At 59.7% G+C, this 14,027-nt stretch carries 12 protein-coding genes and 1 tRNA gene; 4 read left to right on the top strand and 9 right to left on the bottom strand.

Features of this window, described 5'->3' with window-relative positions:
- Positions 1-61: 61 nt before the first annotated feature.
- Positions 62-202: a hypothetical protein gene (locus LDO41_RS07710; protein ID WP_223984326.1), complete on the bottom strand. Its 141-nt coding sequence runs from the start codon at positions 200-202 to the stop codon at positions 62-64.
- Between the two features lie 252 nt (positions 203-454).
- Here LDO41_RS07710 and LDO41_RS07715 point away from each other — a divergent pair, with 252 nt between their 5' ends.
- Both LDO41_RS07715 and LDO41_RS07720 read left to right on the top strand, forming a co-directional pair.
- Entirely contained in the window at positions 455-1,048 is a 594-nt protein-coding gene (locus tag LDO41_RS07715; RefSeq protein WP_223984329.1) for a recombinase family protein, read from the top strand.
- A gap of 523 nt (positions 1,049-1,571) precedes the next feature.
- Positions 1,572-2,882, top strand: coding sequence for a hypothetical protein (locus LDO41_RS07720; RefSeq protein WP_223984332.1), 1,311 nt, complete (start codon positions 1,572-1,574; stop codon positions 2,880-2,882).
- 403 nt (positions 2,883-3,285) lie between these two features.
- Here the strand turns inward: LDO41_RS07720 and LDO41_RS07725 are convergent, their stop codons facing one another.
- The 5 genes from LDO41_RS07725 to LDO41_RS07745 form a co-directional block, all read right to left on the bottom strand.
- Entirely contained in the window at positions 3,286-4,692 is a 1,407-nt protein-coding gene (locus LDO41_RS07725; protein ID WP_223984335.1) for a DUF6538 domain-containing protein, read from the bottom strand.
- A 107-nt stretch (positions 4,693-4,799) separates the two neighbouring features.
- Positions 4,800-4,874, bottom strand: a tRNA-Arg gene (locus LDO41_RS07730).
- A 99-nt stretch (positions 4,875-4,973) separates the two neighbouring features.
- The gene (locus tag LDO41_RS07735) at positions 4,974-5,903 is read right to left on the bottom strand and encodes a hypothetical protein (protein ID WP_223984338.1); all 930 of its coding nucleotides are present in this window, start codon (positions 5,901-5,903) and stop codon (positions 4,974-4,976) included.
- Positions 5,890-6,411, bottom strand: a complete 522-nt coding sequence (locus tag LDO41_RS07740; protein WP_223984340.1) for a DUF6932 family protein — start codon at positions 6,409-6,411, stop codon at positions 5,890-5,892. The genes LDO41_RS07735 and LDO41_RS07740 overlap by 14 nt, the downstream gene beginning before the upstream one ends.
- Before the next feature lie 289 nt (positions 6,412-6,700).
- Positions 6,701-7,180, bottom strand: coding sequence for a lecithin retinol acyltransferase family protein (locus LDO41_RS07745; RefSeq protein ID WP_223984343.1), 480 nt, complete (start codon positions 7,178-7,180; stop codon positions 6,701-6,703).
- 354 nt (positions 7,181-7,534) lie between these two features.
- Here LDO41_RS07745 and LDO41_RS07750 point away from each other — a divergent pair, with 354 nt between their 5' ends.
- Together LDO41_RS07750 and LDO41_RS07755 are read left to right on the top strand one after the other, a co-directional pair.
- Positions 7,535-7,828 (top strand): hypothetical protein, encoded by a 294-nt coding sequence (locus tag LDO41_RS07750; RefSeq protein ID WP_223984346.1) that lies wholly within the window; start codon positions 7,535-7,537, stop codon positions 7,826-7,828.
- Positions 7,829-7,958: 130 nt separating this feature from the next.
- Positions 7,959-8,732, top strand: a complete 774-nt coding sequence (locus LDO41_RS07755; protein ID WP_223984349.1) for a PP2C family protein-serine/threonine phosphatase — start codon at positions 7,959-7,961, stop codon at positions 8,730-8,732.
- A 10-nt stretch (positions 8,733-8,742) separates the two neighbouring features.
- Here LDO41_RS07755 and LDO41_RS07760 read toward each other — a convergent pair whose 3' ends face one another.
- The 3 genes from LDO41_RS07760 to LDO41_RS07770 are packed head-to-tail and all read right to left on the bottom strand — an operon-like array spanning position 8,743 to position 14,007.
- Positions 8,743-10,065, bottom strand: coding sequence for a sigma-54 interaction domain-containing protein (locus LDO41_RS07760; protein ID WP_223986806.1), 1,323 nt, complete (start codon positions 10,063-10,065; stop codon positions 8,743-8,745).
- 56 nt (positions 10,066-10,121) lie between these two features.
- Positions 10,122-13,274: a peptidase domain-containing ABC transporter gene (locus LDO41_RS07765; protein ID WP_377744447.1), complete on the bottom strand. Its 3,153-nt coding sequence runs from the start codon at positions 13,272-13,274 to the stop codon at positions 10,122-10,124.
- Positions 13,255-14,007, bottom strand: a complete 753-nt coding sequence (locus LDO41_RS07770; protein ID WP_223984352.1) for a peptidylprolyl isomerase — start codon at positions 14,005-14,007, stop codon at positions 13,255-13,257. Before LDO41_RS07770 ends, LDO41_RS07765 begins: the two co-directional genes overlap by 20 nt.
- Positions 14,008-14,027 lie beyond the last annotated feature (20 nt).

The following is a 14,027-nucleotide window of genomic DNA, read 5'->3' on the forward strand; positions in this document are numbered from 1 at the left end:
TGGTTGATGTCATGCGCAACGCCAATCCTGCCTTCCGGTTCGCTCGGTCACGTTGCCGAAATCACCGGTCACGATCCCGAAACGGCCGGTCACGTTCGGCCGAAATACGCACTTCGAAATGCTTCGATACGAATTCCTCACTACCTTCCAGCTCCAGGACACCCTCTGCAGCCGAATAACGAAACTTCGCTTTCTCGCTCATGTTGGACCCCTTGCCTGATGTTTATATGAAACAGCATCGCAGAGTATAAGTTGCGTAACCGACATCCTTCAAGGTGACAAACGAGGGGGGGAACATCCCGTTCACAAGGCAAGCTAGGGCGAGCGACCTCTCCGCCTACGTACGAAACCGACCCCATTCGGACCCCGCTTTCCACATGTGTACGAAAGTAACCCTTGACACCTTTCGTACAGTCAGTACAATTCGTACATCTATTTCGTACACATTAGCTCCATGTCCAGAGTCTTCGCTTACTGCCGCGTATCCACCTCCGACCAGACCACCGACAATCAGGTCAGGGAAATAGAAGCGGCTGGGTTTGCCATTCAGGCGAAGCGCATTGAAATTGAGGTCGTGAGCGGGTCCGTTGCGGCATTTGAGCGCCCTCGCTTCTCACGTCTGGTAGATCGCATGGAAAGCGGTGATGTCCTTGTCGTGACCAAGCTGGACCGGCTGGGCCGCAATGCCATGGACGTGCGCAGCACCATTGATAGGCTGGCTGCTGATGGCATTAGGGTCCATTGCTTGGCCCTAGGGGGCGTTGACCTGACCAGCGCTGCCGGACGCATGACTATGCAAGTCCTTGCGGCTGTGGCTGAGTTTGAGCGTGACCTGCTCATCGAACGAACCACTGCAGGCATCAACAGAGCTAAGGCGGAAGGCAAGGCCTTTGGACGCCCCTCCGCTCTCTCTTCGGCCCAGCAGGAGGTCATCCGCGAGCTGCTGGCAAAAGGTAGTTCGGTAGCCCAGCTTGCGCGAGATTTCAGCACAACTCGTCAAACCATCATGAGGATACGAGCCAAGCATCAGACTGCCTTAGATTCATGATTCGCCCAAGAAAGCTCACGAAGCGGTGACTGGTCCCAAAATGGAATGCACCTCAGAATTCGACCCAGACTGTGTTGAGTCGAAGTCTGCACCTAAAACGGATTGGAATTGCTAACCTGAGGCCTGTCGATGCTACATCCCCTGTCATCGGCAAACTTCGACCGCGCATCTGGGCTCAGCGCGGTTTCTTTTTGACGCTACGCAAGCACCTACCGCCGTCGCGATTTCTACGTCGCATTTGTCCCGACATCGGCCACCGACAAGGGGAGATCACTTTTTCCCATCAAAGCTCCCCACTGCATTATGCAATGCAGGGACAGATATCTCATCTGATATCACATTGCATCGCATCATGCTGCGTGATGTGAGGTGATATAAAAATCTCTATCAACGCGACCGTCCCAGCGTGGAGCATAACACGGTGAGGAAGACAATTCTCAATCTACAACCAAGGGCATTAGAGAACCGTCGAAACTCATGACTACCATAGAGGTCCACCCACCCTGATTGACTTTTACATCAAATGAAGATTCTGGAGGATACCGAAGAACACTTTGTCATTACTACTGATGCCGAAGAAAAAGATAGACCGATCAATGGAATGCGCGTAGCAGTGAGCGACTCCGCTCGCGCAATGGTCGCCGACATTACCGGTCAGCTACTTGTTCTCGAATCCTATTATGAAATGCGCAAAAGAAAACGAAAGGAGGCAGATCAAATATTATTCGAACAACAGGTCGAGGCAATCATTTGCGATCTTATTCATCGTGACCTTACAAGACCTGGCAAGGCCATATCAGTGCCCTTCACCAAATCCACTCTCGGATCGAAGGATAGATATCGCCATCCCATCTTGAATAAAACTCTGCCGAGGGTCATCCGTAATATGGCGATGCCTGAAATGGACTTCCTTCAATTAGAAGTGGGGTCTCCTCGCGCCTTTACCGACCGACGCGGCAAGCAAACGACAATCAAGGCGACCGATCGACTGCGCGGAATCGTCGCGCACTACGGTGTTGGGCTAAAGGACTTGGCCGTCCGGATGGGTGGAGAGACCATCATCCTAAAAGAAGCCAACAATGGCCCCCTCGATAGGGGTGAGCGCATCCAGTACACCGACACCGCAGATACGGATCGGTATCGTGACGAGATGAGGCGTATCAACATTTTCCTACGGGAAGCAGACATCAACCTTTTACCGACCTCCAAACCCGTTGATGTCAATGATCGTTTTCTCGTTCGGATATTCAATGATGGCAGCTTTGCGAGAGGGGGTCGCTTGTTCGGTGGGTTCTGGCAAAATATATCACGATCTGACCGACATGATTTTCTGTTGATTGATGACAGCGACACAGTCACATTGGACTACGGACAGATGGCTCCGCGAATCCTGTATGGACTCAAGGGCGTTCAACCGCATTTCGAGGATGCGTATACGATACCTGGTCTTGAAGACTATCGAACCGGAATGAAGAAAGTCTTTAACTCCATGATTCACCCGGAAAAGAAGCTTTCACGCAAACCCAGAGGAACCAAGAGCTTCCTTCCGCCGACGATGAGCATTCAAGAAATCACGGAGGCTATCATGGCATTTCATAGCCCTATCGAGGATCTTTTTTTCGCTGGTAGAGGAATGGAGGTCTTCTTTATCGAGAGCCAGATTCTGGTCGCCGTACTCATTAAGCTACTTGACCTCGGCATCGTTGCTCTGCCCATTCATGATGCGATTGTCGTGGCCGCCCACCATCAAGCACAGGCGCAATCAATCATGCTTGATACATTCTCGGCGATGACTGGTGCTCAAGGCCTTGTAAGCATCGAGAATATCCCCTAACGGCCGCGTATTTTGTATTCGATCCAAGCACGCTCAGACGGATCAATCCTTAGGGGCATACCATAGCGGTACATACTCTCTTAATTAACCACGCTCCTCATCAATGGTCATTCCTGCTGCCACCCCTAGATATACCATCATTGATACTCTATCAGGATGTACCATTACCACTACTCCTTAGGTATCTTCACCTTCCCTTATGAGGGGCCCATAACAGAAATTAGGCTTATTCCGGGAAATCCGTTGAGAGGAAGGAGTTGAGGTTGGAGGAAAGGCAGGCCAAGAATGCGGAGAAAAAACCCGTCGTCTGCCCCTCGCGAATTTCGACATGGAGATGAGGGCACGCGACCGATGGGTGCAGTAATCCATAGAATCGCGCTGACGGATGCGTCAGGCAGGCACACTAACCAGCGTGCAACGCCGTTGCCCGATCCAGCCAGTCTTTCAGTTGAGCAAGCGAGTACCCCGCCCCGTACTTTTCCCCTTGCCCTGCCGATTCCCAGCCAAGAAGCTGATTGATCACCGCAGTATGACAGCCCACTTCTCGCAACAGATCGGTCATACCGTGACGAAGTGAGTGCATGGTAAGGCCCCTCCCCACCTCCACCAGGTTCGTCCGAATCCATTTATTCAACGTGGCACTGACCGTGTCCGCCTTGCAGCCCGCGCTGCTCGTGTACCTAGGAAACAGATAGGCCGAATGCCCTTTCAGCTCACGCGCCGCTTTCACAGCTACGAGCGCTCGCAACGTGAGGGGCACCTTCCGGGCGCTTTGCGCGGTCTTGAGAGAGCGCCATGGATGCGGTCGAATATGAATGAACGGCACGGGAACATCAATGTGGCAGTCCTCTACTCCAAGGCCCACAATCTCGGCCAATCGAGCCCCCGTCTCAGCGACGAGGGTCAGGATGCATCTGAGCCCGTCCAAGCCATGGCTGTCCGTTGCTGCGTATAGCAGGCGATAGTCGGAAACCGTAAAGGGGACACGCTTCTCCTCGTCACGCCCGAGTCCGGGAATCTCGATGGACGACCATGGATTCTTGCAGTCCAGCTCATTTTCCTTGATCACATAGGCCCATGCAGCCCTCAAGGTGGTGAGGTAGCGTTGCACCGTGGTAGTGGCGATAGGCTTGCCATTTTCCGAGTGGTCGCCGGAAAGAAGGTGTTGAACGAACCTATTCGCGTCAGCCCTGCGATAGCGGCGAATGTCGCGATCCCCGAGGAGTTCAATCAGGTACTTGAATGGGATCGATGCGGCGTTCACAGTGCGCGGCTTGCTAGCTCTAGCCTTGATGTACTGGTCCCGACAATCCGACGCCAGAATTTTGATGCGCTCCTGCGCAAGGGCCAAGGCCATGGCGCTAGACGCCGGGAGGTGCCTATCGATGTCCTCCGGGGATACCGTGTCTCCCTCTTGATACGCTTGGTAGTGGGCATGCCGAACGCTCGGAGGCAGTTGATCTTCGACCATGTCAAAGAACACCTCCAACGATTCGGGATCAGCTTTGGGGTTACTGGGGTCAACCCCGAAGCTTGCGAGCAACTGATGACCTTGCTCGATACTGGAAGCACGGCTAGGACTCCGCATGTGCGCCCACTCGGCGTCGAGCTTTTTGGCCAGCGTCTCAATCTTGCGAGCAGCCACCTTGAAGTCGCGCGTGCCCAAGCTTACCTGTACGTAGTCGCGCCCCACCGCCTTTACCAGATCCAACGGCACGCGGCGCTTGAACCAGAACGGCCCGGTCTCCGTCTTCCTCCAGAGATACGCAATCTTTACTGCCATGAACGGGGAGATGTAGAGGTAGGGCATGGCTGTGTGGTACTCCTGTGGTACTTCATGTGGTACCATCACACAACCATTCGAACCCGGAAACCCTTGACGGGCTTGGCTTAGGGAGAAGTATAACTCCTTTACCGTGGTCCCGCCGACAGGAATCGAACCTGTATCTAGCGCTTAGGAGGCGCTCGTTCTATCCATTGAACTACGGCGAGCGGACCAGCGCACCCGTTGCCGGGAGCAGGGGCGGAGTATAGCAAAAGCGTGCCGCGCCGGAACTCCGGCGCGGCGTGGTCGACATTTGCGGCAGTGCCCTAGATTGCATCGAGCAGGCGGATGAGCACATAGGACGTCCTCACGCACGCGCGTCTGCTGACATCCTTTCTCCGCAGCAGAACTCTCCAGCGCTTCCCGACAACCTCTGACACCGTAGAGTCTTCGGCACTGAGGATGTCGCGGTCCACCGTACCCTTGAACAGCAACCCTCGACCGGCTTGATCGGTAGTCAGGTCGAACCGGTGGCCGTCAGGCAACAGGAACAAGTGCCCTTCCGCCTCCATTTCTTCCTCGTTAATGGATTCGATGGCCTCCACTCGCCCTCTGCCTCGCGAGACGGCCTCGGCCGGAAGGAGCAAATCCCTTTTGCCCTCAACGATCCTGATTGTGGCTCGGTTGTCGTCAAGCACACGGAACAGCTTCCTCACGGCGTCAAGGGTGCGGCTATCTAGCTCGTCGCTGGCAGCATCGAAGACCTCGTCGTCAGCCGACGCGATGTGTGCCAGCAGGTCGACCGCGCTTTGTACCGCGTCTTTCAACGATGTGTCGGTTGACTGTTCGCTTCGCCCAGCTTCAGTCAAAACAAAACCGACCGAGCCTCGCACGAGATTGGTGATCATGAGTTGGGCGTCGGCACGACCGGGCACGGGGCCTCTGGCCGCCAACTGGGTGCCTCCCATGGTGGACATCCGCTTGGCCACAATGTCTTGGATGGCGTCAACGGATTGAGACGCGAATGATGCCAGGACGCCGTGTGAACCGCGTACCGGTGCGCCGCCAAAGAAGATTGCCACTTCGGCTTTCGGCTCGTCCGTACTGACGAGTTCTGCGATGTCGGCCTCAAGTTTTCGCTTTCGATACAGAAATTGGTGCCAACCCAATGGGTCCGTTTCCTCGGTATGGGTTTCCAGCAGTGCGTTGACCGCTGCAAGATCGGCTTGCATTCCGCTTAGTTCAATATTCTTCATCTTGATCGTTCATTTCGTTCAGCCATTCCAACGCGCTCTCATCGGCGTGCGCCGCGAGCGGGATCCGCAATATGCCCTTCCATTGACAGGTAGCGCGCTGGTGAGAAAAGAGACCAAACCAATATCGAGTGGAATCGACGAGTGATTCTGCTTCGATATCGAGATCAACTGTGTAAGCGTCACAGCGGAAACGCTCTTTCACTGCCGCAACGTCATGCAGCAAGCTGAAATTTTCCTGATTGAATCGCTTCCAATCCGCCTCTACCCGGCACGCCGCCGGGCGCCGCACAAACGTGACCACGTCGATATCTCCGGGTGCTCGCTGGCGCGTGGATGACTCGATGTCCTCGACGAAGCTACCGTCTAGCCATTGGAAACCTTCATCCAGCCCGACCTCCCTGAGCGCCCCACGAAATCCCAGCAGACCCCGCATGATCGCTCGTCGCTCTTTGGAGAAACCAAACCTCTCTACGAATTCCCTTATGTCGGTGAGGTAAGGCGACATCATTGGCGCGCTCTGACCCACGTGCACGGTCTGCCTCAATGCGTGCGCACTCCGTCGCAGCGCGTGCGCTGTCTGACTCGACGTGGACCCTTCGTTCCTTGTAAAGCGGCCGCTGCCGCGTCTGCATTCTCGTTTGCATGTATGACCCCTACGTGATGGCTGTCGCCTTGGTTGGCGAGTCGCGGGGGGCGCGGCGCGAATCGTGTGAGGGGATGATTACATGAATGGAGGGGGAAAAACCGGGCGGAAACAAACTGCCACATATCGGCAACGTTTGGACACGTTTCGTGAGTCAGACCGCTCCGATCGCGGGGCCGGTTTCGATCGTCAGACCAGTTGGCAACAAGCGGCGCAGCAGGAGCAGTCCCACTTGAAAGCCTGCGATTGGGTGGCGGACGCAGGCTTCTACCTGTTCGCTGCGGGCTACGCCGCGGACGCACCACGTGCAGAAGTGTTCGCAGTTGTTGGTCAGCAGGTGGTAGCGATTTTCGCCGAGGCGGGAGCGGGCGCGGTGGACGGCTTGGGCGCCGAGGTAGCGGGCGAAGGGTTCGGGCTTGACCGTCACGGGGTTGCCCGCGGCAAACGCTTCGAGCGAGGTTTCTTCGACCGGCGCGGATTGCAGTGCGTCGCAGAAGCCGCCATAGTGAATGACGCGGCCGCGGCCGGTGTAGATGCCATGATGGGAGTAGCCATTGCGGGCCGTGACCAGGTGGGTGCCCGGCAGGTAGGCGTCGGGGGTGCGGTCTCCTCTGAGTTGGGCTTGCGGATGCATGGCGGTCTCGTTCGTTGGTTGTTGTTCGTTGGCTGGCGACAACCGTTTCGCATCAACCGTGCCAGTCGGGGCTCGCCACGTGCCGGCAAGGCGTGGCGCGGGCTGCCGGGTGTTGAGGGCTACCGGGGTTGCGCCAGGCAGGCGGGATTGGTCGGTTGCCACCCAACATGTTGGACGACACCTGTTGGTCCGGCGCCGACCGCTGGCCCGCGCATCATCGCCCATCGACCGGAGTAACGCGGCGGAATGCCGCCAGCAGCAACGGTTATGGGTCGCCAGCCAACCGGCGGCGCGATTGGCACGCCGATTGCTCTACCCAAGCATCGAACCACGACCAATGACCGGAGACCCATCATGGCCACGCTGACGATCAAGGACCTCGCCGTCCACCGCGAACTCGATTTCCGCTCGATGTCCTGCGTGCGCGGCGGTGGCGCCCAGTGGGTATTTGGATGGATCCAGCCGTACGTTGCCCCACGCGCGAGCGCCGTGGCTCCTGTCGTGAACTTTTACGAGATCAATTACAGCTTCTATGCTGAACAGATGAACAATCAGTTCCAGAGCATCGATGTCCGCAATGACGCGCCGAACTCGACGATCAATGTCGATGCGGGCCAAGGTGCGAAGAACAAGGGCCGGTTGATTTGAGCCGGCCTCGGGAGCCCGCCGCCGGCCGCTATCGTCTTTATCGGCCTTTACTGAGGCGGGCGAGCCGTTATGCTGCCCCGGGGGGCGGCGCTTGCGCGGAGCCGCCTTTGATCCCGCGCCGGAGAGCACCGTGACCTGCGCTACGCAATTCCGCTGGACTTCCGCCGCCTGTACAGACGTCGGACTGGTCAGGGAACGCAATGAAGACGCCTGCTTCGATGCCCCTGACCGTGGCATCTGGGCGGTTGCCGACGGCATGGGCGGTCACGCCGTGGGGGACTTTGCCAGCCGCACGATCGTGCAGGCGCTGGCGGCCATGGCGCCCACGCCGGAGCTCGACGATGTGGTGGCGGCGGCGCGTACGACGTTGCAGGCGGTGAATCAGGTGTTGATCGATGAGGCTGCCCGCATGCAGGTGCGGGTGATTGGCAGCACCGTGGTGGCGTTGATGGCCTGCGAGCGGCGGTGTGCCTGCCTGTGGGCGGGTGACAGCCGACTTTATCTATTTCGCGATGGGCATCTGAAGCAGCTGACGCGTGACCACAGTCAGGTGGAACGGCTGCGCGCGCGCGGGCTGATTACCGCGGAGCAGGCGCGGCGGCATCCGGCGCATAACACCATTACGCGCGCCGTCGGGGCCGCTGGGGCGCTGAACCTCGAGGATTTGCAGCTCGAGATTGGCGATGGGGATATGTTCCTGTTGTGCAGCGATGGGTTGAGCAACGAGGTGGAGGACGATGCGATTGCCGGGGCTTTGGCGGGGGGCGATTGCGAGATCGCGGCGCGGGCGCTGGTTGGCCTGGCGTTGGCCAATGGGGGGCATGACAACGTGTCCGTGATCGTGATTCGCGCGGAGGATATTGGTGGCGGATCGGATCGGACGTTGTTGAACCCGGAGGTTTGATCAACGACGGTTACTTGCCATCGCCCTGTCGGCTGCCTCGGAAATCCTTCGAGTGGATGCCGTGCTTCTTCAGCAGCATCTGCACGTGCGAGCGGTTCATCTCGAAGCGGCGGGCGAGTTCCGCTACCGTGCCGCCTACTTCCTGCAATCCGCGTTCGAGGAAGGCGCGTTCGGCTTCGTCGCTGGCCGCGCGCTTCGCCTCGCTTAGGGACGTCGGCACCGGGGCCTCGATGCCCGCGGCGACCTTGGCCTGTGCGGCCGGGCCGGGACGAATATCGGGGGGCAAGTGAGCGAGGTCCGCCGTGTCGCCGGCCAGGCAGGACAGCCGGTACATGATATTGCGCAGCTCGCGGATGTTTCCCGGATAGCCGTAGTGCAGCAGGAAGTCACGCAGGCGTGGCGTGAGCTTCAGTGGACGCCGCTTGAGTTGCCCCGCAGCCTCATCGCCGAAATACGCGATCAATAGCGGGATCTCGTCGCGCCGTTCGCGCAACGCCGGCAGCGAGACGTGGATCACGCTGAGCCGATAGAACAAATCTTCGCGGAACGTGCCCTCCTGGCTCATGCGCCGCAGATCCTTGTTGGTCGCGGCGACGATGCGTGTGTCCACGGCAATCACTTCGTCCGAGCCCACGCGCTGGATCTCGTGCGCTTCAAGCACACGCAACAGCTTGACCTGCCCCGTGAGCGGCAGCTCGCCGATCTCGTCGAGGAAGATCGTGCCCGTATGCGCGCTCTCGAACTTGCCGCGGCGATCGCTGCTCGCGCCCGTGAACGCGCCCTTGCGATGGCCGAATAGCTCCGACTCCAGCAGGCTGTCGGGTATCGCGCCACAGTTGACCGAGATAAACGGCCGTTCGACGCGTGAGCCATTGGCGTGAATCACCTTGGCCATCAGCTCCTTGCCGGTACCGCTCTCGCCATCGATCAGCACCGGCAGATCGGTCGGCGCTGCCTTCTCGGCGATCTCCAGTGATTCGAGCAGCTTCGCGTTGTCGCCAAATGTCCCCTCGAACACGAAGCTGCGTTCGAGCAATGCCTGCCGCCGTTCACGCGACGACTGTGCGATCGGCTCGATCTCCACGTCATGGTCGGCGATCTGCGCCGCTTCCGCGGCGGGAACGCCTTCTCGCGTCGCCGCCTGGACGAAGCGCTCCTTGTGGGAAAGTCCCATTACCTCGTCACGCAGCGACGTCGCCTGTTTGAGCAGCTTCTCGATCTCGGGACGCTCGAGGCGCGATGACCAGCGCAATGTCGAACGCAGGATCTCCAACCGCTCGATCAGCCCTGCAAATGACACCGCGGACGTCGTGAGTCGCGGGCCAAGGGTCATACCCACAGGCGTCTCGTCTGGCGGCGGAGCCGGTCGGCCGGGAGGATTGAACAGTTTCATGCCGCGCTCAACTGTTTCTGCACCAGCTGGTAATACATGCCACGCCGCTCGAGCAGTTCCTCATGCCGCCCCTGCTCGACGATCGCGCCCTCATACAGCACCAGAATCTTGTCGGCCTGCATGATCGTACTGAGCCGATGCGCGATGATCACTGCGGTACGGCCACGCAGGATGTCATGCATATTGGCGAGGATATTGCTCTCCGACTGCGTATCGAGCGCCGACGTCGCCTCGTCGAACACCAGCAGACGCGGGTCGTGATACAGCGCCCGCGCAATACACAGCCGCTGGATCTGCCCACCCGAGAGCCCGATGCCACGCTCGCCCACTACCTGTTCATAGCCAAGCGGCAGCTTCGAGATAAACGCGTGCGCATCGGCCATCTTGGCCACTTCCTCGATACGGCGCCGATCGCCCGCATCGTCCCCGCACGCGATGTTCTCGGCAATCGTCCCAGAGAACAGCAGATTGGTCTGCATCACGTAGCCGACCTGCGCGCGGAAGAACTCGGTGTCGATCACGTTGAGATCGTAGCCATCGACGCTCATGGTGCCCTCGCTGGGCCGATAGAAGCCGACCATCAGCTTCGCCAGCGTGGTCTTGCCCGAACCGCTACGTCCCACGATCGCCACCATCTCGCCCGCGCGCACGTGGAAGCTGATGTTCTCCAGCACGTACTGAGTCTCGTCGCCCCCGTAGCGAAAGTACACGCCATCGAAACGGATCTCGCCCTGCAGGTCCGGCAGCATCACGCGCGATGCCACATCCTGCGGACGCTGCTCGGGCTCTAGGTCCAACACGTCGCCGAGCCGCTCCATCGCCACCCCGGCATCGTTGAGCTGCCCCCATAGCGCGACCAGCCCCATCAGCGGCGCGAGCACGCTACCCATGAACGCGTTGAAGGCAATGAGCTGCCCAATCGTCAGTTCGCGCTGGAGTACCAGCGTCGCGCCCACCCACAGCACCGCAATGGTGGTGGCCGCATTCAGCAACTGGCTGACCAGTCCCACAAGAATGTGGAACGACTGCGCCCGATATTGCTGGTCCAGCGCCTTCGCATACTTGTGCTCCCAACGCAGTCGCACCGCGCGCTCGATGCCCATGCCCTTGACCGTCTCCGCGCCACCGAGCGTTTCCATCAGGTAGGACTTGGCGTCAGTAGATGCGGTGAACACATCGCGCGCGTAGGTCTTGAGGCGCGGCGTAACGACCACCGTCAGCGCCGCAATCGGAATCACAAACGCGATCAGCAGCAGCGTGAGTTTGACGTTGTAGACAAACATAATGCTGAAGTAGATAAACACCATCAGCAGGTTAAGCGCGGTCGTCACCGTGGACTCGGTCAGGAACGCGCGAATGGTCTGGTTCTCCTGAAAACGCGCAAAGATATCGCCGGTCTTGCGTTTGGCAAAGAACGACAACGGCAGCGCCAGCGTGTGCTTGAAGAACTGCGACATCATCGCGAAGTCCATATTGCGCACCATGAAGTTGGCCAGGTACGCGCGAATGGTCGCCATCAACTGCGTGAACAGATTGGAGATGATCAGCCCGACGATCAGCAGATGCAGCAGCCCCACGTTCTGATGCACGACCACCCCATCGAGGATGTTCTGGATGATCAACGGCGGCACCACACCAAGCAGCTGAATCACGAATGTGGCCAGGAACAGATGGGCGAGGATGCGCTTGTACGGCGTCAGATAGCTGATAAAGCGCAGCCACGGCGAACGCGCGATCGACAGCTGCACCATCGACTCGCTGGCCGTGAATAGCAGGCATGTACCGCTCCAGCCGCGCTCGAACTCCTCGGTGCTCAGCTTGCGGAAGCCCAGCGCGGGGTCCGCCACCCATACGTGGTGCTGCGAGATGCCGTACACCACGACGTAGTGGTAACCCTCCCAATGCACGATGAACGGCAACTCGAAACCAAGCAGCGCGTCGCGCGTACATTGCACGCCGCGCGTGGTGAAGCCGAGCGATTCGCCCGCGCGCGCCAGGCTGTCGAGCGTGGCCCCCGCAGTGGTCACGTTGGCCATTTCGCGCAGCTTGCCAAGCGTCAGCGTCAGCCCATGGTGGCGGCAGATCATCGCCAGGCACGCGGCGCCGCAATCCATCTCCTCGGCCTGCTCGACGAGCGCAAAGCGCCGGATCAGGCGTTCACCGAATTCGGGGCGCGAATGCAGATCGAGGAGCACCGGCCGCTTGCGCCGCTCGGCCAGCTTCTGCTGGCGATGCAACTCGCGGTCGATCACGCGGATGCGTTCCTCGAGCACCTCGCGCAGCTTGCCATTGCGCTCAAGAATCAGCTGCACGGTCTTCTCGGGAATCACGAGCAACCGGACATCGGTTTCCGCGATCGCCGAGGCGATCTGCTCCTGCCGCATCACGCACGCGCGCTCGCCAAAGATATCGCCTTGCCCGAGCGTAGCCAGTGGGTACGACTCGCCGTCCTCGGTGCGCACGATGCGCACCGTGCCCTGCCGCACCACGTAGAGCCGCCGATCGTCGCGCCCGTCCTGCCGCAGGATCTCGCGCCCCGCCGTGACGCGCTTGACGCCCACGCTGCGCACCGCGTCTTCCAGCTCCGAACGATCGAGCTTGCCACGCAGGTCGAACAGCCGGGCGACAGAGCCGCCGGCGGAGCTGATCGCGACATAGCTGGTGATGAACGCGAGCGCGGCCGGATTGGCCGCCACCACGGCCTCGCTGACCGCGCGCGGAATGCACAGCAGCTCGGTCTTGCCCGACGCGCGCACCGACGACTCGTGTCGATACTCGCGCAGCATGGCGATATCGGCAAAGACCTCGCCGGTCTTGCGCACGCCCATGCTGATTTCCTTGCCGTGCTCCTCGTTGAACACGCGCACCGAACCGCTACGCACAATGAACAGGCCATCGGCCGGCTCGCCCGCATTGCAGACGGTGTCGCCGAAGCCGAACTGCAGCGTGCGCGCACTTGTTGCAAGTCGCTCGAGTTCGGGACGTGTCAGCGACGACAGGATCTCGACGGTCGCCAGAAAATCGACGAGCACACCATGCGCATCGGGCGGCGCAGATGGGGACGAAGGCGGCGACAAATCGGCTGGCGCGCCTGATGACGCGCCTGCGGCCGTGCCGGGTGCCATCTCGCTAGCGGGCTTCGATGACATGTTCCTGCGCCCTCGCCATCAGCCACTCTTCCCGCAGCAGGCGGCGGATTTCCACCGCCACGTCGGCATCGAGCCGCGCCGGATGCTTGGCCCGCACCAGAAACACCTCGAAGAATGACTTGTCGGCCGCTGGAAACGGCCCGAGCAGGTCGCCGGCCTCGGCGTTGAACACCTTCGCCTCGATATCGCTCTTGAGCGAACCGCGCAACACCTTGCCAATCTCGCCGCCCTGCTCGCGCGTATCGGCAATCGAATGTTCGCGCGCCATCTCGGCAAAGCTGTCGGGGTCATCCTGCAGATAGGACACCAGCTCGCGCGCCTTGCCTTCGCTGTCCACGACGATATGGCTGACTTCGATGCTGTCGAACTTCGGCGAATTCAGCTGGAAGTAGGTTTCCACCGCGGCATCGTCGCCGATGCGCGCCATCATCTTCTCCTGATACAGGCTGTCGGTGATAAAGCGCTCGAACTCGTCGAGGCTGACGCCGAGCGCGTCGAGGTAGTGGTTCATGTCGGACGCGCGGTGCAGACCCTGCACGCGCCGAAACTGATCGGCGCGCGCCTGGATCTCCTCGGGCGTCAGCGTCATGCCCTGCCGGCGCGCCGCGTGCACGGTCAGCTTCTCGCGCACGAGTTGCTCGACGATGCCCTCGAACTGCCCGGTCAGCTTGAGCACACGGATGAATTCTTCGACGCCGATCACTTCCTCGTCGATGCGCACGATGGCCGTCATCGCTCTCTCCCCTTGGTTCT

It is taken from the genome of Cupriavidus pampae (assembly GCF_914271485.1).
GTDB lineage: Bacteria > Pseudomonadota > Gammaproteobacteria > Burkholderiales > Burkholderiaceae > Cupriavidus > Cupriavidus pampae.

What these genes read in the sequence shown, in the direction of transcription:
- LDO41_RS07765 (WP_377744447.1), bottom strand. Translation starts at nt 13,274, where the DNA reads ATGTCATCGAAGCCCGCTAGCGAGATGGCACCCGGCACGGCCGCAGGC.
- LDO41_RS07760 (WP_223986806.1), bottom strand. Translation starts at nt 10,065, where the DNA reads ATGACCCTTGGCCCGCGACTCACGACGTCCGCGGTGTCATTTGCAGGG.
- LDO41_RS07735 (WP_223984338.1), bottom strand. Translation starts at nt 5,903, where the DNA reads ATGAAGAATATTGAACTAAGCGGAATGCAAGCCGATCTTGCAGCGGTC.
- LDO41_RS07740 (WP_223984340.1), bottom strand. Translation starts at nt 6,411, where the DNA reads ATGATGTCGCCTTACCTCACCGACATAAGGGAATTCGTAGAGAGGTTT.
- LDO41_RS07750 (WP_223984346.1), top strand. Translation starts at nt 7,535, where the DNA reads ATGGCCACGCTGACGATCAAGGACCTCGCCGTCCACCGCGAACTCGAT.
- LDO41_RS07725 (WP_223984335.1), bottom strand. Translation starts at nt 4,692, where the DNA reads ATGCCCTACCTCTACATCTCCCCGTTCATGGCAGTAAAGATTGCGTAT.
- LDO41_RS07745 (WP_223984343.1), bottom strand. Translation starts at nt 7,180, where the DNA reads ATGCATCCGCAAGCCCAACTCAGAGGAGACCGCACCCCCGACGCCTAC.
- LDO41_RS07710 (WP_223984326.1), bottom strand. Translation starts at nt 202, where the DNA reads ATGAGCGAGAAAGCGAAGTTTCGTTATTCGGCTGCAGAGGGTGTCCTG.
- LDO41_RS07720 (WP_223984332.1), top strand. Translation starts at nt 1,572, where the DNA reads ATGAAGATTCTGGAGGATACCGAAGAACACTTTGTCATTACTACTGAT.
- LDO41_RS07715 (WP_223984329.1), top strand. Translation starts at nt 455, where the DNA reads ATGTCCAGAGTCTTCGCTTACTGCCGCGTATCCACCTCCGACCAGACC.
- LDO41_RS07770 (WP_223984352.1), bottom strand. Translation starts at nt 14,007, where the DNA reads ATGACGGCCATCGTGCGCATCGACGAGGAAGTGATCGGCGTCGAAGAA.